Genomic DNA, 21629 nt, shown 5'->3' on the forward strand with positions numbered 1-21629 from the left:
TCGGCATTCGCTTTGACGTAGTCTTGCCACAGTTCAGGCTCTTAACCCCTTCATGCTGACGCTCTACCATCATCCGTTCTCGCCATCTTCAAGGTTCATCCGGCTCATCCTGAGCGAATACGGAGCCGCCTTCGAGGAGCATCACGTGAACCCATGGGAGCGGCCTCAGGCGCTCCTGGTGCTGAACGCGGCAGGCACCGTGCCGGTTATCGTGGAAAACGAAGGCCCTGCCATTTGCGGCGCCGGACCGATCATGGAGTATCTGGACGAAACCCGGGGCTATGCGGTTGCCGACCGCCGGTTGATGCCGGATCATCCCGATGCCCGCGCAGAAACGAGACGCCTGGTCGAGTGGAGCCTCGGAAAGTTCGATCAGGAAGTGATCGGTCATCTTGTGCGTGAACGCATCTACAAGCAGATCATGCCGAAGTCCGCCGGCGGCGGTGAACCGGATTCGGCAGCCCTGCGCGTTGCCCGGGCAAATATCCATCACCACCTGAAGTACTTCGGCTATCTGGTCGCCTCCCGCCGCTGGGTTGCCGGCGACCGGCTGACCTTCGCCGACTTCGCCCTTGCGGCCTCCCTGTCGTGTGCCGACTATCTGGGCGAAGTGCCCTGGAGCGATCAGGAAGACATCAAGAGCTGGTATGCGCGGGTCAAGTCGCGGCCGTCGATGCGCCCGCTCCTGGGCGAGAAGGTGCTGGGCATGCCGGCCGCACAGACCTATGCGGATCTCGATTTCTGACGCATTCTTCGTGCGTTCAACCGGTTCCGGTTGAACTGAACGTTGTTCCAGCGAGCAGCCGAAGGCCTTGGACCGAAAGACGCAAAAGCTTCTGACCGCCTTTGAGGAGAAGGCCCGCGCCCTCGGTTTCGACGGCGTGAAGGTTGCAGCTGCCGACAGCATTCCGGAAGCGGGCGAACGCCTGCGGCACTTCCTGGACAAGGGTTATGAAGGCAGCATGGCCTGGATGGCGGAAACCGCCGACCGCCGATCCTCACCGCAAGCGCTATGGCCGGAGGTTCGCTCTGTCATCATGCTGGCGATGAACTATGGCCCCGGCAGCGCACCGCACGAACATCCCCTCGCCCATTTGGCCGACAAGACCACCGGCGGCATTTCCGTCTATGCGCGACACCGCGACTATCACGATGTCATCAAGGGTCGCTTGAAGGAACTGGCCAGCTTCCTGGTTTCCCGATCCGGTGGCGATGTGAAGGTATTCGTCGATACCGCACCGGTGATGGAAAAGCCGCTCGGGGAGGCTGCCGGGCTTGGCTGGCAGGGCAAGCACACGAACCTGGTGTCACGAGATCTCGGGTCCTGGTTTTTCCTCGGCTCGATCTTCACCACACTGGATCTGCCGCCGAGCGGTGCGGAACGCGATCATTGCGGCTCCTGCCGCGCCTGCCTCGACAGTTGCCCGACGAACGCATTTCCCGCGCCTTATCAGCTCGATGCGAGGCGCTGCATTTCCTACCTCACCATCGAACACCCCGGCCCCATTCCGGACGCGTTTCGCAACGCCATCGGCAACCGAATTTACGGCTGTGACGATTGTCTGGCTGCCTGTCCCTGGAACAAGTTTGCCGAAGCTGCCAGGGAGGCCAAGTTGATTGCCCGGGAGGAGATGATTACTCCGAAGCTTGCAGACCTCCTGTCGCTGGACGACGCAGCTTTCCGCCAGCTCTTTTCCGGATCGCCGGTGAAACGGATCGGACGGGGAAAGTTTCTGCGCAACGTTTTGATTGCCGCCGGCAATTCCGGAGAAACTGAACTGCTCGGCAGGATCGAAGCGCTGCTCGACGATGCCGACGCCCTTGTTCGCGGCACCGCCGTCTGGGCACTCGGCCAACTTTCTGCACAGGAAGATTTTCAGGCCCGCAAAACCGCGGCGTTGCGCGTTGAAACGGACGAGACCGTGCGTTCTGAATGGCTCCTCGCGCAATCCTGATCCGGCTTTTCCCGATTCGACCTTGTCATGTGATTGGTACATAGTCATGGAATGGCCTAGGTCTTGATGAGGACTTGGACGTCCAACCCTATCGGGACCGATCTCGTTCAAACCGCTCGATTCCGATCATTTTATTGGAGCCACGACATTGAATTTTCAGCCCGCCTCCGTTTTCTCATCCAAACCAGCCAGGGCCCGCGTCCGGCTCCTCATGCTCGGCACCGCGCTTGCGCTGGTTTCCGGCTCCGCCCTTGCGCAGGACACCGGCGAGACCGCCTATGAAGCTTATGTAGAAGGCTTGAAGAGCCTGGGTGTCGAGGTCGAAAACGGTAGCGTCGCTTATGACGAAGGTACCGATACTCTGACCCTCACCGACAGCACGATCTCCTTCAGCGGAACGATCGAGGATATTCCGGCAGAGGAAACGGATGTCACGGGCAATGACGGCGCCACGGATATCGAACCGGAAAAGCTGACCGACCTGACCTATTCGCTTTCATTCAGCAGCGGCACGGTCACCATTACAGGTCTCAGCCATGAAGACGGCGACTTTGACGCCGCAAACTGGGTCTATTCCGACGATTCAGAAATGGTTCTTTCCGCCAGCGCCGAAGGCAAGGGCCGGTTGAAGATCGACGGCCGGTTGAGCGGAGTTTCCGCGACGAACTACAGCTTCACCATGCCGGAAGTGCCGGCAGAAGACGAGGCGCATCAGGTCAGCCGCTGGCTGCCGTTCGTGAAGGCCGCCCTCCTGACTTCCTACGACGAAGTCAAGGCCGACAACACGGCGATGACCATCGAGGCACATGAGGTCGAAGACGGCAAGGACACTCTGGTTCTGTCAGGCACCATGCAGATTGCCGGCTACCGCATGGCCGACGCTGTGGATGGCCGGATCGGGGAATACACGATCGACAGCATGAGCCAGTCGATGCAGACCCTGGACACGACCTCGGGCCAGATGCTGAACCAGACCACCAGCCAGGGCAAGACCGTTTACACGGACATGGACGCGGCCGCGTTCTTCGATCTGTTTGACCCCGATGTTCCCGAAACCGGCGATGAAGTGGTCATGCTCGGCTCGGCTTCGGCGATCGACTACAAGTCCAAACAGGACATCGCCGACGGGCTTGCGATTGAAATTGCCGTCGACAAGACCTCGATTTCAGAAGTCACCGTTCTGAAGCGTGACAACAACATCCTTGCCCTGTTCGACAGTCTGTTTGCCAAGCAGGTTCCAGCCCCTGAAGAACTGATCACCGGCGTATTCCAGTTCTACCGGTCGTTCGGCGTCACCGATGCCCGCATCAGCGGTATCAACGTGACCATACCGATGCCTGGTCCAGAAAAGCCGATGGAAATCGCCATCAAGGAAATGTCCATGTCGGAGATCAACTCCGACGGTATCGGCGAAATGATGATGGTCGGTCTCGATGCCCCGGACCTGCCGGAAGGTGCATCGGTCAAGATCGACTGGGCGGCGATTGGCGATATCGAATTCGCCGAATATACGCCCATGCGTGCCATGATCAGCACATTGATGGCGGACCCAAGCTTCGGCGAGGATCACCCGATGGAGGTGGCCCGCGCGTTCATGCCGCGCTCTTTCGGTTATGAACTGGAAGGACTGGACGTTGCCGTGCCGGACCTCGGTCGGACCGAAATCGGCAGAGCCGAGATGACGCTGTCCACTACGGTGCCGCCAATCCCGACCAGCTTTCACGCCAGGACCGAAGGGCTGAAAGTGCCTGTCGCGGCCATTGATGACCCGGAAGCCCAGGCATTGCTGGAAGCTCTCGGTCTGGAAACGGTCGTCTGGTCCGACGAGACCCGGCTCTACTGGGACGAGGCAACGCTGGAACTGCGCCTGGAGCGCATGATGGTGGATGTCGAAGGGCTCGGCCGCGCCGAATTGTCCGCACGTCTTGCAAACGTACCGAAGTCCCTGTTCGAGGATCCCGAGAACCAGGGACAAATGGCCCTTGTGGTTGCCCAGTTCGTCGACGCATCCCTGACCTTCAAGGATGCCGGCCTCACCAAGAAGGGCCTGGCCCACATTGCCGAGGCTCAGAACATCCCCGAAAATGTCTTCCGGGAAGCCCTGGTGGCACAGGCGACGCAAATGACCGCGCCGATCCAGAATGCGGCCTTCACGCAGATGGTTACTGAAGCAGCGTCCAAGTTCCTCGACAATCCGGGGGAACTGAAGGTCACCCTGACACCGCCGAACCCGGTTCCGCTGGCGCAGATCCTGGGTTCGATGGCAGCACCGCAAACCCTGCCGGATCTGCTTGCAGTCAAGATTGTTGCCAATTGATTGCTCTGACCACGTGAATGCAAATACCAAAAGGGCGGCCAGTGGCCGCCCTTTTTTGCCTTCAAGCAGTTAGCTCGTTCCTTGAGTTCTGGCGAGACCCGGCGTCACTCTGCCGCCTGCTGCTGTCCGACCGTTCCGATCCGCGCCGCACAGAACTTGAACTCCGGGATCTTGCCGAAGGGGTCCAGCTGCGGGTTGGTCAGGAAGTTGGCCGGGGCTTCGCTGAAGCAGAACGGGATGAAGAGCATGCCTGTCGACACGTCCCGGTCTGCGCGCAGGGTCAATGTGATTGCGCCGCGCCGTGTTTCCACCCTCACCTGCTGGCCGATGTCCAGACCCGAGCGCTCGATATCGCGCGGGTTCATGGAAACGACTGGCTCCGGTTCGATGGCATTGAGCACTTCCGCACGCCGCGTCATGGCACCGGTATGCCAATGCTCCAGCATGCGACCCGTGGTCAGCACCAACGGGAAATCATCGTCGGGAAGTTCATCCGGCGGCACCAGATCCGTCGGCACGATGCGTCCGCGGCCATCTGCCGTCGGGAAGGACTGGCCGAACAAGATCTCGTTGCCAGGCTTGTCCGGGGCATCCGCCGGATAGGTGACCGTGCCGTCGCGCTCCAGCCTTTCCCAGGAAATGTTGCTCAGCGAATTCATGTGCGACCGCATTTCCTCATAGATCGCCGGCACGCCGTCATAGGTCCAGTTCAGGCCCAGGCGGTTGGCGATATCGATGAGGATCTGCCAGTCGGCGCGTGCTTCACCGGGCATCGGCACGCAAGGACGGCCGATCTGAACCTGGCGGTTGGTGTTCGTGAACGTACCGAGCTTTTCCGCATGGGCGGAGGCAGGCAGGATCACGTCCGCATGCCAGGCGGTTTCGGTCAGGAAGATATCCTGAACCACAAGATGTTTCAGACTGGCGAGTGCCTTGCGGGCATGGGCCTGGTCCGGATCAGACATGGCCGGGTTTTCACCCTGAACGAACATCGCCTCGATGCCACCATCCAGGATATCGTCCATGATCTCCACCACGGTCAAACCGCGCGCGGGGTCGAGCGTGCGGCCCCAGGCGTCTTCGAATTCGGCGCGGATATCCGGGTTTTCAACTGAACGATAGTCCGGGAACACCATCGGAATGAGCCCGGCGTCGGATGCCCCTTGCACGTTGTTCTGACCGCGCAGGGGATGCAGGCCGGTGCCCGGGCGGCCTATCTGGCCGGTTGTCAGCGCCATGGCAATCAGGCAGCGGACGTTGTCGGTGCCGTGGACATGCTGCGAAACGCCCATGCCCCAGAAGATGATCGACTTGGCGCTGGTGGCGTAAAGCCTTGCGACTTCCCGCAGGGTTTGGGCGTCGATGCCGCAGACCGGCTCCATCGCTTCCGGCGTGAAATCGACGATCTTTTCCTTCAGTGCCTCGAAGCCGTCCACGTGAGCGGCGATATACTGGCTGTCGTAGAGGCCTTCGGTGATGATGACGTTGAGGATCGCGTTCAACATCGCCACATCGGTTCCCGGCTTGAACTTCAAGCCGTAGTCCGCAAAGCGCATCAGCCCCTGGCCGCGCGGGTCCATGACGATCAGCTTTGTGCCGTTCTTGGCCGCCTGCTTGATGTAGGTCGCGGCAACCGGGTGGTTCTGTTCCGGACGAGCGCCGATCACGATCATGCAGTCTGCGTCGCCGGCTGCATTGAACGGGGCTGTCACTGCACCCGAACCGATGCCCTCCATGAGCGCAGCCACGGAAGAGGCGTGGCAGAGACGCGTGCAGTGGTCGACATTGTTGGTCTGGAAACCCTGGCGGATCAGCTTCTGGAAGAGATAAGCCTCTTCGTTGGAGCCCTTGGCCGAGCCGAAGCCCGCAATACCACGGCCGCCCTTGGCGTCATAAACCGCTTTAAGACCACCAACGGCTCGCTCGAGCGCTTCGTCCCAGGTTGCCTCACGGAAATAGTCGAGATGGTTTTCCAGCGTCATGGCAATGTCGCCACGCTTGGGCGCATCGTCCCGGCGGATCAGCGGCTTGGTCAGGCGCTCGGGGCTGGAAACATAATCGAAGCCGAAGCGGCCCTTGACGCAGAGCCGGTTCTCGTTGGCCGGGCCGTCGCGTCCCTCGACGCTGACGATCTTGCCGTCCTTCACCGAGACAGACGTCAGGCAGCCCACACCACAGAAAGGACAGACGCTGTCGACGGTTTCTTCGGCAAAGATCTCGCGCTTGCTGGCGCTGGCATCCAGAAGGCTCTTTTCCATCAGGGCCCCGGTCGGACAGGCCGACACGCATTCGCCGCAGGCAACGCAGGTTGAAAGACCCATCGGGTCTGCCAGATCGAACACCGGCACCGTGTGCGAACCGCGATCCGCCATGCCGATAACGTCGTTGACCTGTACTTCCCGGCAGGCTCGCTCGCACAGATTGCACGCGATGCAGGCGTCCAGATTGACCGCTATGGCCGGATGGGAAATGTCCTGGGCCGGTTTGGCGCATGGGGCAAAGCGGCTGGTGGAGACACCGACATGGTCGGACCATTTCCAGAAATCACTTTCCGGGTCAGGATGATGGTCGCGCGACGGCTGGTCGGCTGCCAGAAGTTCGAACACCATCTCGCGTGCCTTGGAAGCACGTTCGCTGGCGGTCTTCACCACCATGCCTTCGGCAGGGGTGCGAATACAGGAAGCGGCAAGCACGCGCTCGCCCTCGATATCGACCATACAGGCACGGCAATTGCCGTCGGAGCGATAACCCGGAGCGTCCTTGTGGCAGAGATGCGGAATGGCGACGCCTTCACGCTTGGCAACTTGCCAGATGGTTTCGCCGTCTTCCGCGGTGACCATCCGACCGTCGAGGGAGAAAGTGACCTGGCTCATTTCTCGAACTCCTCCGGGAAAAATTTCAGCACCGACGTGACCGGATTGCTGGCTGCCTGCCCAAGACCGCAAATGGATGCCGAGCGCATGACTTCATCGAGATCCGTGATCTTCGTCTTGTCCCAATCGCCTGCTGCCAGCAGATGTTCCATCTTCTCCGTTCCGGACCGGCAGGGCGTGCACTGACCGCAACTCTCGTGTTTGAAGAAGCGCATCAGGTTCAATGCCACATCGCGCATGTCATCCTGATCGGAGAAAACGACGATCGCGTGGCTGCCGATGAAACAGCCGTATTTGTCGAGCGTACCGAAATCCAGCGGCTCGTCGGCAAGAGACGCGGGCAAGATGCCCCCGGATGCACCACCGGGCAGGTAGCCTTTGAAGACGTGCCCCTCTTCCATGCCACCGCAGTATTCTGCCAGAAGCTCGTTCATGGTGATCCCCGCCGGGGCCATCTTGACGCCTGGGGCCCTGACACGGCCGGAAACCGAGAAGGAGCGGTAGCCCTTGTGGCCACGGCGGCCGTGGCTGGCGAACCACTCCGAACCCTTCTCGACGATATCCCTGATCCAGAACAGGGTTTCTATGTTGTGATTGAGCGTCGGCCGACCGAACAGGCCGACCTGGGCAATGTACGGTGGGCGGTGGCGTGGCAGGCCGCGCTTGCCTTCGATCGATTCGATCATCGCGCTTTCCTCGCCGCAGATATAGGCTCCCGCCCCGCGGCGCAGTTCGATGTCGATGGTCGTGATGATGCCCGCTTCGCGCAGGGCCTCGATTTCGGTCTTCAGGATCTGGAGAACCGCCGGATATTCGTCGCGCATATAGAGATAGATGCGCGCGGCGGAAATCGCATGGGCGGCAATCAGCGCGCCCTCGAGCATCCGGTGCGGGTCGCGTTCCAGGTGAACGCGGTCCTTGAACGTGCCTGGTTCGCCTTCATCGCCATTGATGGTGAGGTATTTCGGAGCCGGCAGGTCGTGGACGATCTTCCATTTCGTGCCGGTCGGGAAGCCTGCACCGCCCAGGCCGCGAAGGCCTGCTTCCAGCGCCTTGTCCGCAATTGCCGCTGCATCCAGTTCACCTGCGCGCACGCGCTCCAGCAACTTGTAACCACCAGCCTCGCGGTAGGCATCCAGCTTGATGTAATCGGGAACCACCGGATCGGACGTTCCTTCGAACAAGGCAGCGCGCACGGACACTTCGCTTGCGTTGTCGATGGCCCGCTTGCCGACCTGCACGGCCGGGGCACCGGCACAGCGCCCGATGCACGGAACTTTCTGGATGCGGACTTTTGCCGGATCAACCCCGGCTTCAAGCGCAGCAGCCAGAGCGTCCGCCCCCTTGAGCGCGCAGGCAACGCTGTCGCAAACACGAATGGTCAGAGGTGCAGGCTTTGCATCCCCTTCCCGGACGATGTCGAAATGGTGGTAAAAGCTCGCGACCTCATAGACCTCGGCTTGCGACAGGCGCATCTCGTCGGCCAATGCGCGCAGGTGCCGAGCCTCAAGACAGCCAAATGCGTCCTGGATCTTGTGCAGATGTTCAATGAGCAGGTCGCGCCGGCGCGGCTCATCACCCAGCAAATTCCGGACTTCGTCCAGGGCCGCATCTTCCAACTGACGCCCTTTTGGCTGGGACGGCTTGCGTGAAAGCCCCTTGCCGAAAGACATTGGCGTACCTCCCGTATTGCTGGAGCGCATCTGGATTTCGCGTCCGCGCTCCTCTCTCGATCTTCGCGGGGGCGGCTGATGGTTCGAACAGGCGAACCCAGGACCTACCCCGCATTTTGGTCCGGATGTTAGCCGCGCCGAGTCAGCCTGTCTGTTTGAAAAACGACAAGCGGGACTCCAATGCTGACGCTTTGGAGCACCTCACGGACAAAAAGCACCGCGAACCCGGCAGGTTCCAGGGGGCTTTTCAGCCCGTGTCGGATGAGCTTCGTTTTACGAGGTCAGATGGGAAAACGCGGCAACCACGCGCTCATAGACTGGGCGCTTGAATGGCACGATCAAACCGGGCAGCCGGTCGGCATCTTCCCAGCGCCACTCGCTGAATTCCGCGGTGTGGCCGTCCGGGGGCGTGAGGATATCGATTTCGTCTTCCGATCCGTCGAAGCGGTAGGCGATCCAGCGCTGAGCCTGACCGCGATACTTGCCCTTGCGCGATGTGCGGACGACCTCTTCTGGATAGTCGTAGGCGAACCACTCCGGGGCTTCTTCCAGAAGGGAAACGGACTTGATCGAGGTTTCCTCGTAAAGCTCGCGCCGGGCAGCCGGTTCGGGTGCTTCGCCCTTGTCGATGCCGCCTTGCGGCATCTGCCAGCAATATTCGTAGTTGGAGGAACTGCCTCCATCATCGCGGCTGCCGATCCAGACCTTGCCTGCCTTGTTGATCAGCATGATACCGACGCAGGGCCGATAGGGAAGACCGTCGACGGGTTCCGGAAATCCCGGTCCGAGTGCCAGCTTCTTCACGAATACCTCTTGGTGCTCAGTTTCTCAGAATTATCGATCGATGGTCGCGCTGACGGGGACCAGCTGGAGACCGCGCTCTTCAAGATCCTGCACCCACTTTTCCAGCTGGCGCACGGTCACAGGCAATGCGGATGCGGTCGCCACCGCGACACCGCGGGCACGGGCGACGCTTTCCAGCTGCAGCAGCTTGGCGTTAATATCGTCTTCACGCGGTACTTCGTCCAGCACCACGTCCACCCCACTGAAGGGAACGCGCATTTCCTTGGAGACATCATCGGCGATGGACCGGGAAGATGTGCCGTTGTCGGCGAACATCAGGCCACGCGCCTTCAGTTTTTCCAGAAGGAACTCCATGGAGGGTTTCGTCGCCGTGAAACGCGCGCCCATTTCAGGAATGACGCCGACATAATTGGTCGCCCGCGTGAGCAGGAACCCAAGCCGATCCATCATTTCATTGGGGCGCAGGCTGACCAGCAGCGTGTGCGGGCCCGGGTCATTGTCGGGAAAATCGAACGGCTCCAGCGGCAATTGCAGCAGCAGTTCATGGCCCTTGGTCCGGGCCTGCTGCATCCACAGGTCCAGGTCTTCACCATAAGGGGCAAGCGCAAAGGTCGTATCGGCCGGCAACCGGGTAATGGCGTTCTGCGTACCGGTTTCACTCAGGCCGAGCCCGGTCACGATGACGGCAATTTTCGGGATCGAGGTGAACTCGCGAACGATGGGCCGGGAATAGGCATCCAGCGGACGGATACCGGCATCGCTGACTTTCGGCAGGAACCCGAAATCGGACCGTTCGCTGACACGGCTGTCCGGATTGATCGACAGGCCGGTTACCGGGGCTTCCGGACCCAGTCCGTCCGGTCGCATGACCATGTCGTAGCGCGGGCCAAGCAGATCCTTGCTGCTTTCCGGACGCAGGTTCGGGCCCAGGTCACCGTTGATGCCCGGGCGGATCTCAACCACTTCGATGTCCTGGGAGGTCACGCCTTCGACAATGGCGTCGAGCGGCAGAACGGCGACGGGTTCTCCGCCAAGCGGGTCGTCGACAACAGTGATCCAGACGAGCGTAGAAGTGAGGATCACGCTCAGAATTCCGACCCCGATAAGACCGAACGGCAGCCTGACCAGCCGCCGCTTGCCCATGCCTAAAGGAGCTGTGAGATCTTCGCTCGACATATCGTCCTGAGCCTATTGCCCGGTTTCAGGATGTCCCCGAAACGGAAAGTTTGTTTTTGATATACGCAGAACGAGAACGGCAAGTCGCGCGCCGGCGGACCGGCGCGCGTTTTTTGATTTAGTTTTTGACAGCCGCGCTGTCGGAGACCGGCGGGAAGGCGCTGTTCACCTGATTACCGCGCAGAAGGTCGAGTGCCAGGTTCAGCTGGGTATCGTCCTTCGGATCGGACGGCACATAGGCCTGGCTACCGGATTCTTCCTCACCTTCGGAGGCTTCCAGGTGGCCACGAAGACCGGCTTCGCCCTTGGTATCGACACGGCCGACCAGATCGTCCGGCAGATCCTGCAGGGACTCAATGTCCGGCACGATGCCCTTGGCCTGGATCGATGTGCCAGACGGGGTGTAGTACCGAGCCGTGGTCAGGCGGATGGCGCCGTTGGCACCAAGCGGGATGATCGTCTGCACCGAGCCCTTGCCGAAGGACCGTGTGCCGAGAATGGTTGCCCGGCGATGATCCTGCAGCGCACCTGCAACGATTTCCGAAGCGGAGGCGGAGCCGCCGTTGACCAGCACGATTACCGGCTTGCCGGTTGTCAGGTCGCCAGCCCGTGCGTTGTAGCGCTGGGTTTCGTCGGCTTCACGGCCACGTGTCGAAACAATCTCGCCACGGTCCAGGAAGGCGTCGGAAACGGCAATTGCCTGATCCAGCAGACCACCCGGGTTGTTGCGCAGGTCGATGACGAAGCCCTTGAGCTTGTCTTCACCAATGTTCGCGGTCATTTCCTCGATGCCTTCCTTCAGGCCGTCGAAGGTCTGTTCGTTGAACTGGGTGACGCGAACATATCCGACGTCATCCTCTTCCCGCCAGCGAACCGAACGGATGCGGATGATGTCGCGGGTGATGGTGATGTCGAACGGCTCGGCGCGGCCCTTGCGGCGCACCGTCACCACGATGTCCGTCTTGACCGGACCGCGCATCTTTTCGACCGCTTCGTTGAGGGTCAGTCCCTGGACCTGTTCGCCATCGATGTAGGTGATGTAGTCACCTGCCAGGACACCGGCCTTGGCGGCAGGCGTATCGTCAATCGGCGACACGACCTTCACGAGGCCTTCTTCCATGGTGACTTCAATGCCGAGACCACCGAATTCGCCGCGGGTCTGCACCTGCATGTCCCGGAAGCTCTTCGGAGACATGTAGCTGGAGTGCGGGTCGAGGGAGGTCAACATGCCGTTGATGGCGCTCTCGATGAGCTGGGCGTCATCAGGGACTTCCACGTAGTCTGACCGCACGCGTTCGAACACGTCGCCAAACAGGTTAAGCTGCCGGTACGTATCCGTTGCCGCCGCATTGGCCGCTACCGAGACATTGATCGGCATCTGGGACAGTGTCGTGATTGCTGCTGCTCCCATGAGAGCACCCACAAGCAGCAAGGAAGCTTTCCGTATCATCCGCGAGCCTTTTCTTCTTCAGTGCGTGCCCACCAGGGTGTGGGATCGATCGCACGACCGTCTTTCCGGAATTCAACATAAAGGATCGGCTGGGTCGAGCCCAAACCGAACGTCGAAGCGCTTGCCCACTGGGTTGCGCCCATCACTCCGACCGGTTCCCCGGTCAAAACAAATTGCCCCAACTCCGCATCGATCCGGTCCATTCCGGCCAGCAACACATGGTAGCCGTCGCCGGTATTCAGGATCAAGAGCTGTCCGAACGAACGGAACGGTCCGGAATAGACCACCCATCCGTCGGCAGGTGACGTAATATTGGACCCAGGCCGTGTGGCGATAGATTGACCCTCCGTCACACCGCCGAAATCGTCTTCCTGGCCATAGTCCTTCAAAAGCGTACCGGCAACAGGCTGAGGCAGCTTGCCCTTGGCTTCCTGGAACGAAATGGCCGGTGCCAGACGCCCAGGATCTGCAAAGGGATCATACGAGCGCGACGGATTTTTCCTGGCCTCGAGTGCTGCCTGACGCGACTTTTCCGCCGCCTCCCGGGCGCTCTCGATTTCCACTTCCAGGGTCGCGATCAATTCTTGGAGAGATCCCGCCTTGTCCGCAAGTTCCGCTGCACGCTCCTTCTCTTCCTGAAGGTCCTGTACCGATCTTTGATGTTCCTGCCTTTTCGCGCTCAGAAGAAGCTCCAGCCGGGACTTTTCCTCAGCCAATCGCATCGCGTCGCCGCGCAGGCGGTTTTTTTCCTCAGCAATCACCGTCTTCAGGCGGTGCAATTCCTCAAGATCTGCTGCCAGTGCCTCGGTTTCTACCTTCAGCTCCGGCATGACCGCGTTCAGGAGAATCGCACTGCGCACAGCCGACAGCGCGTCGCTCGGGCGCACGGCAAGCGCCGGTGGCGGACGGCGTCCGATTCGCTGCAGGGCAGCCAGAACTTCTGCCAGCACGTCGCGGCGAGCAATCAGCGACAAGCGCACCGCGTCCTCATTCTCCCCCAGCGCGCGCAGCCGCCGCTCGGTATCGGTCAGTTCGCCTTCCAGGCCCTTGATCGTGTCGGACGTGCTGATGATCTTGGCATTCAACGTGTCCCGGTCGCGATCAAGTGCGCGGATTTCGCGTGCGATGGTCGCCTGCCGGTCCGTCGATACCTCGATATCGCGCGACAGCGCGGCAAGTTCCTCTTCGCGTTGTTTCTTGCGTTCCAGTGCAGCAGTCACCTCAGCAGGCGGAGCCGCCTGTTCCTGGGTGGTGGTCTCATCGACACTTTCCGTCGATCCGGCTGGCAGGGGCAGAACGAGCAAGGCCGCAGTCAGGCCACTCAAGAGCGGGCGGAATTTCTTCCGTCTCTCGAGTTCCGAACGCGCCGCTGTCATGCGATCCGCTATCAACCTGCCTAAGCTCCCAAAGGGTTATCTTCCAATGCGATACACAGTCTGCGTTAACGAACCGTTTACCCTAGTGACCGGCCAATTAACTTCTGCTCCCACCGAGGATCGCATTCCCTCTTCTGTCTGATCGATGACCGTTACGTGGCGAATGCGGCGAGATACAGGCATTCTCGCCTTTTTCCGCCGTTTCAATCGTTAATTTTTGGTCATAGTGCCGTTACGACAACAGGTTTTCCGACGAAAACCCCATCTCCTGTCCTTCACAATCAGTAATGTCTGTAGACAATATCCTTGGGGTCCGGGCGCGCAGCATCGACATCGAGATGGGCTCCAAGCCGTTCGGCAAGGCGCGCCGAGCGGGTGTTTTCCTGATCCATATAACTGACGAGCGACGGTAGACGGCGTTCCTGCCGTGCCCAGTCACGAAAGGCCCTGGCCGCCTCGAAAGCGTAGCCACTGCCCTCCGCATGCTCATAGACGAACCAGCCGAGTTCATGTTCCGGAAAAAGCGGGCCATGATTGATACCGACCTGACCGAAGACCTCGCCGGAGCCGCGCGCCTCCATCATCAGGGCCCCATGCCCCATCAACTGCCATTGCGCAATGTCGTGACAGAACAGGCCCCAGGCTGCAAACCGCGATAGCGGGCCTCCCATATATTGGGATCGATCCGAGGCCATCAAAGCCTCGTACGCCGGCCAGTCCGACATGGTCATCGGCCGCAGAATCAGTCTTTCGGTCTCAAGTGCCGGTATCACCAGTTCTCTCCCAGGGCTTTTTCAGAAGTCTCACACACGGTGATAAGGGTGACCGGACTGGATCGTCATGGCGCGGTAGACCTGCTCCGCCAAAAGAATGCGGGCGATCTGATGCGGCCAGGTCATGGCACCAAGAGCGAGTTTAAGATCGGCGCGGCTCAGAACCTCCTGGCCGTGACCATCCGCTCCGCCAATGGCAAAGACCACGTCGGGAACACCTTCATCCTTCCAGGCTTCCAGTTTCTGGCTGAAGGCCGGGCTGGTCAGGTTCTTGCCGTTCTCGTCCAGCACCACCAGCCGCGCCCCGGCGTTGAGCGCGGCAAGAATTCCCCGCGCTTCTTCCGCCTTGCGGTCATCGGCGCGCTGCGCACGGCTTTCCGGCATTTCGTTGATGATGACTTCGGTAACGCCGAGACCGCGGCCTGTCTTGCGGGCGCGGTCGATATATCGGTCGAAAAGTTCTTTGTCCGCACCGGCTTTCATTTTGCCAATGCAGAAGAGCGTAAAGCGCATAAGTCCCTGCCGGAGATCGATCCGGTGAAAAATCTGCCCGGCAGCAGACGGAGGCCCTGCTTCAGGGCCTCAATGCCGGCTCAGCCGATGTAATGCGGTGCCGCATCCTCTTCCGGTGCCCACATCTTCTCAAGATTGTAGAAGCCGCGAACCTCCGGACGGAAGATGTGTACGATCACATCACCCGCATCGATCAGCACCCAATCGCAAATGTTCAGACCCTCAACCGTTGCCGATCCGGCGCCGGCCGATTTGAGGTCTTTCAGCAAGTGCTCGGCAATCGCGCCCACGTGACGATGGGAACGACCGGACACGATTACCATGTAATCGGCCAGTGAACTCTTGCCTGCGATGTCGAGGGTAACAGCGTCCTCAGCTTTGGAGTCGTCAAGACTGGTGAGGACCGTATCGAGGAGGTCTGCCGCAAGTTCTTTACCTACGGAAGCCTGCAGAGGAGAGGACATGTCTGTCCGCCCACTTTCAAAGGTCATGGTCAGGTGTTGTGCCTTTCGCCGTTTATGCCGTCCCGCGCCCAACGTCGTCACGAACTGAAACGTCCGACTTCGTACGTCACCCGTTTTGGATGCAGGACCGGTTGACCGTACCTCGGCCGCGCTCATCGCGACCGTCCCTATAATACCGCTTCCCGTTTGGCATTTTCAAGACACGCGGGAATTCTTGGCAAATCCGCTGTTTACCGCCTTTGCCCAAGGCGCAGATCGGTGGACGATGTCCGGTCCAATGGCGTGTGCAGAAAAGTCCAGATCGGCGCCTCCATTTCCGGCAGAAGTGCTGCATCTTCTTCAGGAAGCCTATATTTTTCATAGGCTTTTGCCATGGGAGACGACATCACTGACAAGGAGGCTCCCGGCCGGTCGACAATGGCGATCGGCACAGAGCCGACGATGTCGCGCCAGTCCTGCCAGCGATGGAAGCCGGCTAAATTGTCAGCCCCCATGACCCAAACGAATCGGACAGATGGACGCATCTGGCGCAGGGCAACCAGCGTTCTGGCCGTATAGGGTGTTCCCAGAACCTGCTCGAAGGCGGTGACCTTCATGCGTGGATGGTCGGCAAGGTCCCCCGTCAGGCGCAGCCGCCGCTCCAGCGGCGCCAGGTCCGCGTGGCTCTTGAGCGGGTTGCCAGGTGTCACCAGCCACCAGACCTGATCCAGCCCCAGCCGCTTCAACACGGTCGAAGCCACCAACCGGTGACCTGAATGAGGAGGATTGAAGGATCCGCCGAAAATGCCGATGCGGTTGCCCGGCTCGGCATGGGGCAGTTTCATCCAGTCACGGTCCAGTCCCGCGCCAAGACTCAAGGGGCTCATTCAGGCGAACTCACGATTGGTCATTACGGGCGGGCATTCCTGGCGGTCTTCAAGGGCGGTCGTCACGGGCGGGTCTGGCCGGTGCCGCGCACCTTGTACTTGAAGCTGGTCAGCTGCTCCACGCCGACTGGTCCGCGTGCATGCATGCGCCCAGTGGCAATGCCGATCTCCGCACCCATGCCGAATTCTCCACCATCGGCAAATTGGGTCGACGCATTGTGCAGCACGATGGCTGAATCCACTTCCCGCTGGAACCGGTCGGCAGTCGCCTGATCTTCGGTCAGGATGCAATCGGTATGGTTGGAACCGTAGCGCGCGATATGCTCCATGGCAGCGTCGAGATCCGCGACCACCTTCACCGAAAGGATCTTGTCCAGATACTCCGTCGACCAGTCGTCCTCGCTTGCCGGCACGATGTTTTCGCAAATGTCGCGCACAATCGCACCGCCCCGGATCTCGCAGCCCTTTTCCTGAAGTGCCTTCACGATCACCGGCAAGTGGCTGTGGGCCACGTCTTCATGCACCAGCAATGTTTCCAGCGCCCCGCAGATGCCGGTCCGGCGAAGCTTGGAATTGACGATCACCTCGACGGATTTCTCAAGATCGGTCGCCTTGTCGACGAAGATATGCACCAGGCCTTCCAGATGGGCAAAGACCGGCACGCGAGCTTCGGTCTGCACACGCTCGACAAGGCTGCGGCCACCACGCGGGACGATGACATCGAGGTTGCCTTGAAGACCGCGCAGCATTTCGCCAACAGCGGCCCTGTCGGTCACCGGAACGATCTGGATCGCATCTTCCGGCAGACCGGCGGCGACGAGGCCTTTCTGCAGGGCCGCATGGATCGCCCGGTTGGAATTGATGGTGTCGGAGCCGCCACGCAGAACAACGGCGTTGCCGGCTTTCAAACACAGCGCGCCTGCATCCGCGGTCACGTTCGGGCGGCTTTCGTAAATGACACCGATAACACCCAGGGGCGTGCGCACACGTTCGATCTTCAGGCCGTTCGGCCGATCCCAGGCGGCGATCACGCTGCCGACGGGATCGTCCAGCGCGACAATGTCCTCAAGGGCTTTGGCAATCGCCTCGATCCGCTCTTCCGTAAGCGTGCCACGATCCAGGAACGCTGCCGTCTGGCCGCCTGCCTTCATCGCTTCGAGATCGAGACGGTTGCCTGCAAGAATATCCGGTGTTGCAACCCGAACGGCGGCTGCCATTTCGGCCAGGGCCTTGTTCTTCTGGTCTGCTGGAGCGATGGCAAGGATCCGGCCGGCAGCACGGGCGCGCTGCCCGATCTCTGCCATCAAGTCCTCGGTCGTCTTTGCCTCGACTACTTCCAGCATACTCACTTGCTCCCGTTTTGCGGCGTTCACCGCCGCCAGTCTTTCCGCGTTTTAGCGCGTTCTGCCTCAAAAGGCATCCATCGGTTCGCTCACACTCACTCGAGCGCGGGCAGTTCCAGAACCAGATCGTCCCGGTGGATCATTTCCGCCCGGCCCGGATAGCCGACGATGGCTTCAATCTCGCGGCTGTTGCGGCCTGCAATCAACTGCGCTTCGTCCGCGTCATATGCAATCAGCCCCCGGCCGATGATCCGGCCTTCCGGGTTGAGCAATGTCACGGCGTCGCCGCGCGAAAAACTTCCCGATACAGATGTCACTCCGGCAGGCAGGAGGCTCTTGCCAGACGTCATCGCCTTGACCGCACCTGCATCCAGCCGGATTTCGCCGCGCGGCTCCAGATGGCCGCCAATCCAGGCCTTGCGGGCACTGGCAGGTGAACTGAGCGCCGGGAACCAGGTGCCGCGGGCGCCCTGATCCAGCCGCTGAAGCGGGTTGAGTTCCTTGCCGGAGGTGATCACCATCGACGTTCCGGCCGCGGTCGCGATCTTGCCGGCATCGATTTTCGTCTTCATGCCGCCGCGCGAAAGCTCCGATCCGGCGCTGCCGGCCATGGATTCGATTTCATGGGTAATGCGCGGCACTTCCGGCAGGAACACTGCATCGGGGTTCTGCTGGGGCGGTGCGGTATAAAGCCCGTCAATATCCGACAGCAGCACAAGGCAGTCGGCGCTGGCCATGGTGGCAACACGCGCTGCCAGCCGGTCGTTGTCGCCATAACGAATTTCGGAAGTCGCCACGGAATCATTTTCGTTGATAATCGGTACCGCACCAAGCTTCAACAGAGTGCCGATAGTGGCGCGCGCATTGAGATAGCGCCGCCTTTCTTCCGTGTCGCCAAGGGTGAGCAGGATCTGACCAGCCTTCTTGCCATGCGCACCAAGGGCATCCGCATAGGCCTGGGCCAGCGCGATCTGTCCGGCTGCGGCCGCCGCCTGGCTTTCCTCCAGCTTCAGCGGCCCACCAGGCAGCCCGAGAATACCGCGACCAAGCGCAATCGATCCGGAGGAGACAAGCAGCACCTCCGCACCGGCATCGGACAGCTTGACCACATCGGCGATCAGCGCGTTGAGCCAGCTACGCTTGAGTTCGCCCTGCTCGACAAGCAGGGCGGAGCCGATCTTGACAACGATGCGGCTGAAGTCTCTCAGACTGCGGGACATCAGGGATGCCAGCCCTCTTGTTCGGGTGCAGGCACCTGGTTGGCTTCTTCTTCCTTGTCCCTGTCAATCGCGCGCACGATCATGCGCAGCGCCCGGTCGACATTGAGGCCGCTGGCCGAGGACAGGATCAGCGGTTTCTGACCACAGGCTTCCTCAAGGCTCGCTGCCTTTTCGGCAATCAGGTCTTCATTGAGAGCGTCGCACTTGCTGAGCGCCACGATCTCGGGTTTCTCCGTAAGCCCGGCGCCATAGGCATCCAACTCGCCGCGCACGATCCGATAGGCTTCGCCCGGGTCTTCCTGGCCGGAGCCGTCAACCAGATGAAGCAGAACGCGGGTGCGTTCGACATGCCCAAGGAAGCGGTCGCCAAGGCCCGTGCCTTCGTGCGCCCCCTCGATCAGTCCGGGAATATCGGCCATGGCAAAGCTGCGACCGTCGATCTGCACGATGCCAAGATTGGGGTGAATGGTCGTGAACGGATAGTCGGCAATTTTCGGCTTTGCAGCCGATACCGTTGCAAGGAAGGTGGACTTGCCCGCATTGGGCAGGCCAACCAGGCCGGCATCGGCGATCAGCTTCAGCCGCAGCCAGATCCATTTTTCCTCGCCTTCAAGACCAGGGTTGGCCCTGCGCGGCGCCTGATTGACCGACGACTTGAAATGGGCGTTGCCAAAGCCGCCGTTGCCCCCTTTCAGAAGCATCACCTTCTGGCCAAGCTCGGTCAGGTCGGCAATCAGCGTCTCGTTGTCTTCCTCGAAGATCTGGGTACCGACAGGAACCTTCAGCACAACGTCGCCGCCGTGCGCGCCGGTGCGGTTGCGGCCCATGCCGTGAATGCCGGTTTCCGCCTTGAAGTGCTGCTTGTAGCGATAGTCGATAAGCGTGTTCAGGCCGTCGACACATTCGATGATGACATCACCACCCTTGCCGCCGTCACCACCGTCCGGTCCGCCATATTCGATGTATTTCTCGCGCCGGAACGATACGCAGCCCGCTCCGCCATTGCCAGAGCGCACATAGATCTTGGCCTGATCTAGGAATTTCATTTTCTTTTTCTCTTTTCGTCCTGTTTCAGGCCGGATCCCGATCGGATCAATGGCCGTTCAGAAAGTCTGTTCGTGTCATCTCGGTGCGAATGGCGGGCATCGTACAGCCTCGCGACACGCTGGCACAGCCCACTTCACCAACTTCCCGGAAACCCAATTTCCGGGCAACGCCGAGCGAAGCCGGGTTCTCTGTCATGGCTTCGCAGGCGACCAACTTGTGATCCGTATTGCCGAGCAGCCAGGCGACCGCCGCCTGCACTGCTTCGCTCATATATCCCTTGCCCCAATAGGCGCGCCCCAGCCAATAGCCGATCTCCGGGGTCTCCCGCAACTTTTTGAAGCCGACGCCACCGATCATCAGGCCGTCGTAGTCGATCTGGAAACCGAGTTCTTCCGCCTCCTGCCATGTCGACCAGCGCTCGACAGACAGCGCCAGATAAGCCCGGCCCTGCTCCAGATCGTAAGGGTAGGTAACCCGCGACAGCATCTTGGCGACTTCGTAGTCACCCAGAAGCTCGGCGCAGCGATCCAGGTCCTCCGGGCGCGGGGCTCGAAGGACCAGACGCTCGGTCTTCAGAACGGGCGGCATCAGGCCGCTTCCTTGCGTGCATCGAAATCGGTGCGCGCCAGGCGGACGATCACGTTGGAAACCCTGCGATCCAGTGCCTTCGAAAAACGTTCCGTCATGGAGTAAGGCTTGAAACCCATTTTCCGCAGCAGACCGCGGGAGCGGAAGTTGTCCTCAAAGGCGCGCGCGGCTATGGCGTCCGTCTCAAAGGCTTCGAACGCCCAGGCGAGAGCAGCCTCTACAGCCTCGCTGGCATAGCCGTGCCCCTGAAACGCCCGGCCGAGCCAGTAGCCGAGTGTCGGCAGGTCCGGCAGATCATCCAGGTCACCCGGCGGTTCGATGGCAACCACCCCGATGAACACCCCACCGAGCGTAATGGCAAACAGCGCTTCGGTTTCGAACGGATCCTTGCCGACCACCGTCTTCAGGAAGGCTTCCGCAGCCCCGTCCTCATAAGGCCAGGTGAACGACGTCATCCAGCGGGCAACCTCGAAATCCTTGCCCGCCAGCGCAACCATGGCTTCGGCGTCCGACATCTCGATCGGCCGCAGGATCAGGCGTCTTGTTTTCAGCTCAGGCAACATGCTCATCGTCCCTGCCCCCATCTTTTCAATGACTTCCAGACAGCCCGCTCCAGCGTGTAGCGCTCGATGGGCACCGAGCCCCCCGCCCCGAGAGAGCGGATCATGGCCTGGTCGCGATACTGAAATCCGGATTTGACGAGCACCCGGCGCGATGCCGGGTTGGTGACCCTGCAGGATCCCTGCAGCTCGCCGATGTCGTGATAGGTGAAGGCATGGTCGACCAGTGCATGCACCGCCTCTGTCGCCAGACCCTGGCCCCAGAAGGGTTCACCCAGCCAATAGCCGACATGCACCGGACCGCCGGGCTCGACATTGGCATACCGCGCGATGCCGATCAGCCGGCCGGTTAACTTCAGGCGGATGGCAAAGCTTGCAGAACGGGGCTGGTTGATCGCGGCCTTGGCGACCAGCGCCCGGGCATCGTCCAATGCGAAAGGATGCGGCATGGTGGAAAGGTTTGCCGCCACTTTCTTGTTGTTGGCCAGAAACACCATATCGGCCAAATCGTCCATACGCGGCTTGTCGAGCCGCACACGAACCGCTTCCTGCGGCAATGGGGCCGCAGCCAGACTGCTTTCGTCTAATAAACCGTCACTTTCAACAACCATCTTTTCCTCCAGCCAAAACA

The 21629-nt window shown here is 60.7% G+C and carries 19 protein-coding genes; 3 read left to right on the plus strand and 16 right to left on the minus strand.

The annotated features are described in order from the left end of the window. Positions 1 to 52: 52 nt before the first annotated feature. The 3 genes from ACP90_RS21075 to ACP90_RS21085 all read left to right on the plus strand — a co-directional run bounded on the left by ACP90_RS21075 (position 53) and on the right by ACP90_RS21085 (position 4272). On the plus strand, positions 53 to 745 hold the full coding sequence (locus ACP90_RS21075) for a glutathione S-transferase family protein (protein ID WP_023001669.1): 693 nt from the start codon (positions 53 to 55) through the stop codon (positions 743 to 745). 67 nt (positions 746 to 812) lie between these two features. After that, positions 813 to 1955 carry a tRNA epoxyqueuosine(34) reductase QueG gene (queG, locus tag ACP90_RS21080; RefSeq protein WP_062489865.1) on the plus strand — a complete coding sequence of 381 codons (1143 nt, stop codon included), beginning with the start codon at positions 813 to 815 and terminating at the stop codon, positions 1953 to 1955. Positions 1956 to 2103: 148 nt separating this feature from the next. Beyond that, positions 2104 to 4272 carry a hypothetical protein gene (locus ACP90_RS21085; RefSeq protein ID WP_062489867.1) on the plus strand — a complete coding sequence of 723 codons (2169 nt, stop codon included), beginning with the start codon at positions 2104 to 2106 and terminating at the stop codon, positions 4270 to 4272. A 104-nt stretch (positions 4273 to 4376) separates the two neighbouring features. On the opposite strand, the gene fdhF is transcribed toward ACP90_RS21085, so the two are convergent. From fdhF to ACP90_RS21165, 16 genes are all read right to left on the minus strand, one after another. Next, positions 4377 to 7145, minus strand: coding sequence for a formate dehydrogenase subunit alpha (gene fdhF / locus ACP90_RS21090; RefSeq protein WP_062489869.1), 2769 nt, complete (start codon positions 7143 to 7145; stop codon positions 4377 to 4379). After that, complete coding sequence (locus ACP90_RS21095) at positions 7142 to 8818, minus strand: NAD(P)H-dependent oxidoreductase subunit E (protein ID WP_062489870.1); 1677 nt, start codon at positions 8816 to 8818, stop codon at positions 7142 to 7144. Before ACP90_RS21095 ends, fdhF begins: the two co-directional genes overlap by 4 nt. A 273-nt stretch (positions 8819 to 9091) precedes the next feature. Next, positions 9092 to 9622, minus strand: coding sequence for an RNA pyrophosphohydrolase (locus ACP90_RS21100; RefSeq protein ID WP_062489872.1), 531 nt, complete (start codon positions 9620 to 9622; stop codon positions 9092 to 9094). A 30-nt stretch (positions 9623 to 9652) separates the two neighbouring features. Next, complete coding sequence (locus tag ACP90_RS21105; RefSeq protein ID WP_208984457.1) at positions 9653 to 10798, minus strand: divergent polysaccharide deacetylase family protein; 1146 nt, start codon at positions 10796 to 10798, stop codon at positions 9653 to 9655. A gap of 118 nt (positions 10799 to 10916) precedes the next feature. Continuing rightward, positions 10917 to 12248, minus strand: coding sequence for a S41 family peptidase (locus tag ACP90_RS21110; RefSeq protein WP_023001676.1), 1332 nt, complete (start codon positions 12246 to 12248; stop codon positions 10917 to 10919). Beyond that, a complete protein-coding gene (locus ACP90_RS21115) occupies positions 12245 to 13624 on the minus strand; it encodes a peptidoglycan DD-metalloendopeptidase family protein (protein WP_055658261.1) in 1380 nt (459 codons plus the stop codon). Before ACP90_RS21115 ends, ACP90_RS21110 begins: the two co-directional genes overlap by 4 nt. Positions 13625 to 13905: 281 nt before the next feature. Further along, positions 13906 to 14397, minus strand: coding sequence for a GNAT family N-acetyltransferase (locus tag ACP90_RS21120; protein WP_082809818.1), 492 nt, complete (start codon positions 14395 to 14397; stop codon positions 13906 to 13908). Between the two features lie 30 nt (positions 14398 to 14427). Continuing rightward, a complete protein-coding gene (gene rlmH, locus ACP90_RS21125; protein ID WP_062489874.1) occupies positions 14428 to 14910 on the minus strand; it encodes a 23S rRNA (pseudouridine(1915)-N(3))-methyltransferase RlmH in 483 nt (160 codons plus the stop codon). An 80-nt stretch (positions 14911 to 14990) separates the two neighbouring features. Continuing rightward, positions 14991 to 15374, minus strand: coding sequence for a ribosome silencing factor (gene rsfS, locus ACP90_RS21130; protein ID WP_023001680.1), 384 nt, complete (start codon positions 15372 to 15374; stop codon positions 14991 to 14993). 230 nt (positions 15375 to 15604) lie between these two features. Continuing rightward, positions 15605 to 16240: a nicotinate-nucleotide adenylyltransferase gene (locus ACP90_RS21135; protein WP_286145695.1), complete on the minus strand. Its 636-nt coding sequence runs from the start codon at positions 16238 to 16240 to the stop codon at positions 15605 to 15607. Positions 16241 to 16302: 62 nt separating this feature from the next. Next, positions 16303 to 17583 (minus strand): glutamate-5-semialdehyde dehydrogenase, encoded by a 1281-nt coding sequence (locus ACP90_RS21140; protein WP_062489875.1) that lies wholly within the window; start codon positions 17581 to 17583, stop codon positions 16303 to 16305. 95 nt (positions 17584 to 17678) lie between these two features. Continuing rightward, positions 17679 to 18803: a glutamate 5-kinase gene (gene proB, locus ACP90_RS21145; protein ID WP_023001683.1), complete on the minus strand. Its 1125-nt coding sequence runs from the start codon at positions 18801 to 18803 to the stop codon at positions 17679 to 17681. After that, on the minus strand, positions 18803 to 19849 hold the full coding sequence (gene obgE, locus ACP90_RS21150) for a GTPase ObgE (RefSeq protein WP_023001684.1): 1047 nt from the start codon (positions 19847 to 19849) through the stop codon (positions 18803 to 18805). Before obgE ends, proB begins: the two co-directional genes overlap by 1 nt. Positions 19850 to 19895: 46 nt before the next feature. Continuing rightward, a complete protein-coding gene (locus ACP90_RS21155) occupies positions 19896 to 20438 on the minus strand; it encodes a GNAT family N-acetyltransferase (RefSeq protein ID WP_062489877.1) in 543 nt (180 codons plus the stop codon). After that, complete coding sequence (locus ACP90_RS21160) at positions 20438 to 21007, minus strand: GNAT family N-acetyltransferase (protein ID WP_062489879.1); 570 nt, start codon at positions 21005 to 21007, stop codon at positions 20438 to 20440. The genes ACP90_RS21155 and ACP90_RS21160 overlap by 1 nt, the downstream gene beginning before the upstream one ends. Beyond that, entirely contained in the window at positions 21004 to 21609 is a 606-nt protein-coding gene (locus tag ACP90_RS21165; protein WP_031269624.1) for a GNAT family N-acetyltransferase, read from the minus strand. The genes ACP90_RS21160 and ACP90_RS21165 overlap by 4 nt, the downstream gene beginning before the upstream one ends. Positions 21610 to 21629 lie beyond the last annotated feature (20 nt).

Origin of the sequence: Labrenzia sp. CP4 (assembly GCF_001579905.1) — a bacterium.
Classification (GTDB): Bacteria; Pseudomonadota; Alphaproteobacteria; order Rhizobiales; family Stappiaceae; genus Roseibium; species Roseibium algicola.

Excerpts from the sequence above, each read along its gene's own strand:
- ACP90_RS21075 (WP_023001669.1), top strand. The coding sequence starts at position 53 with ATGCTGACGCTCTACCATCATCCGTTCTCGCCATCTTCAAGGTTCATC.
- fdhF (WP_062489869.1), bottom strand. The coding sequence starts at position 7,145 with ATGAGCCAGGTCACTTTCTCCCTCGACGGTCGGATGGTCACCGCGGAA.
- ACP90_RS21095 (WP_062489870.1), bottom strand. The coding sequence starts at position 8,818 with ATGTCTTTCGGCAAGGGGCTTTCACGCAAGCCGTCCCAGCCAAAAGGG.
- ACP90_RS21105 (WP_208984457.1), bottom strand. The coding sequence starts at position 10,798 with ATGTCGAGCGAAGATCTCACAGCTCCTTTAGGCATGGGCAAGCGGCGG.
- ACP90_RS21110 (WP_023001676.1), bottom strand. The coding sequence starts at position 12,248 with ATGATACGGAAAGCTTCCTTGCTGCTTGTGGGTGCTCTCATGGGAGCA.
- ACP90_RS21115 (WP_055658261.1), bottom strand. The coding sequence starts at position 13,624 with ATGACAGCGGCGCGTTCGGAACTCGAGAGACGGAAGAAATTCCGCCCG.
- rlmH (WP_062489874.1), bottom strand. The coding sequence starts at position 14,910 with ATGCGCTTTACGCTCTTCTGCATTGGCAAAATGAAAGCCGGTGCGGAC.
- rsfS (WP_023001680.1), bottom strand. The coding sequence starts at position 15,374 with ATGTCCTCTCCTCTGCAGGCTTCCGTAGGTAAAGAACTTGCGGCAGAC.
- ACP90_RS21135 (WP_286145695.1), bottom strand. The coding sequence starts at position 16,240 with ATGAGCCCCTTGAGTCTTGGCGCGGGACTGGACCGTGACTGGATGAAA.
- ACP90_RS21140 (WP_062489875.1), bottom strand. The coding sequence starts at position 17,583 with ATGCTGGAAGTAGTCGAGGCAAAGACGACCGAGGACTTGATGGCAGAG.
- proB (WP_023001683.1), bottom strand. The coding sequence starts at position 18,803 with ATGTCCCGCAGTCTGAGAGACTTCAGCCGCATCGTTGTCAAGATCGGC.
- obgE (WP_023001684.1), bottom strand. The coding sequence starts at position 19,849 with ATGAAATTCCTAGATCAGGCCAAGATCTATGTGCGCTCTGGCAATGGC.
- ACP90_RS21155 (WP_062489877.1), bottom strand. The coding sequence starts at position 20,438 with ATGCCGCCCGTTCTGAAGACCGAGCGTCTGGTCCTTCGAGCCCCGCGC.
- ACP90_RS21160 (WP_062489879.1), bottom strand. The coding sequence starts at position 21,007 with ATGAGCATGTTGCCTGAGCTGAAAACAAGACGCCTGATCCTGCGGCCG.
- ACP90_RS21165 (WP_031269624.1), bottom strand. The coding sequence starts at position 21,609 with ATGGTTGTTGAAAGTGACGGTTTATTAGACGAAAGCAGTCTGGCTGCG.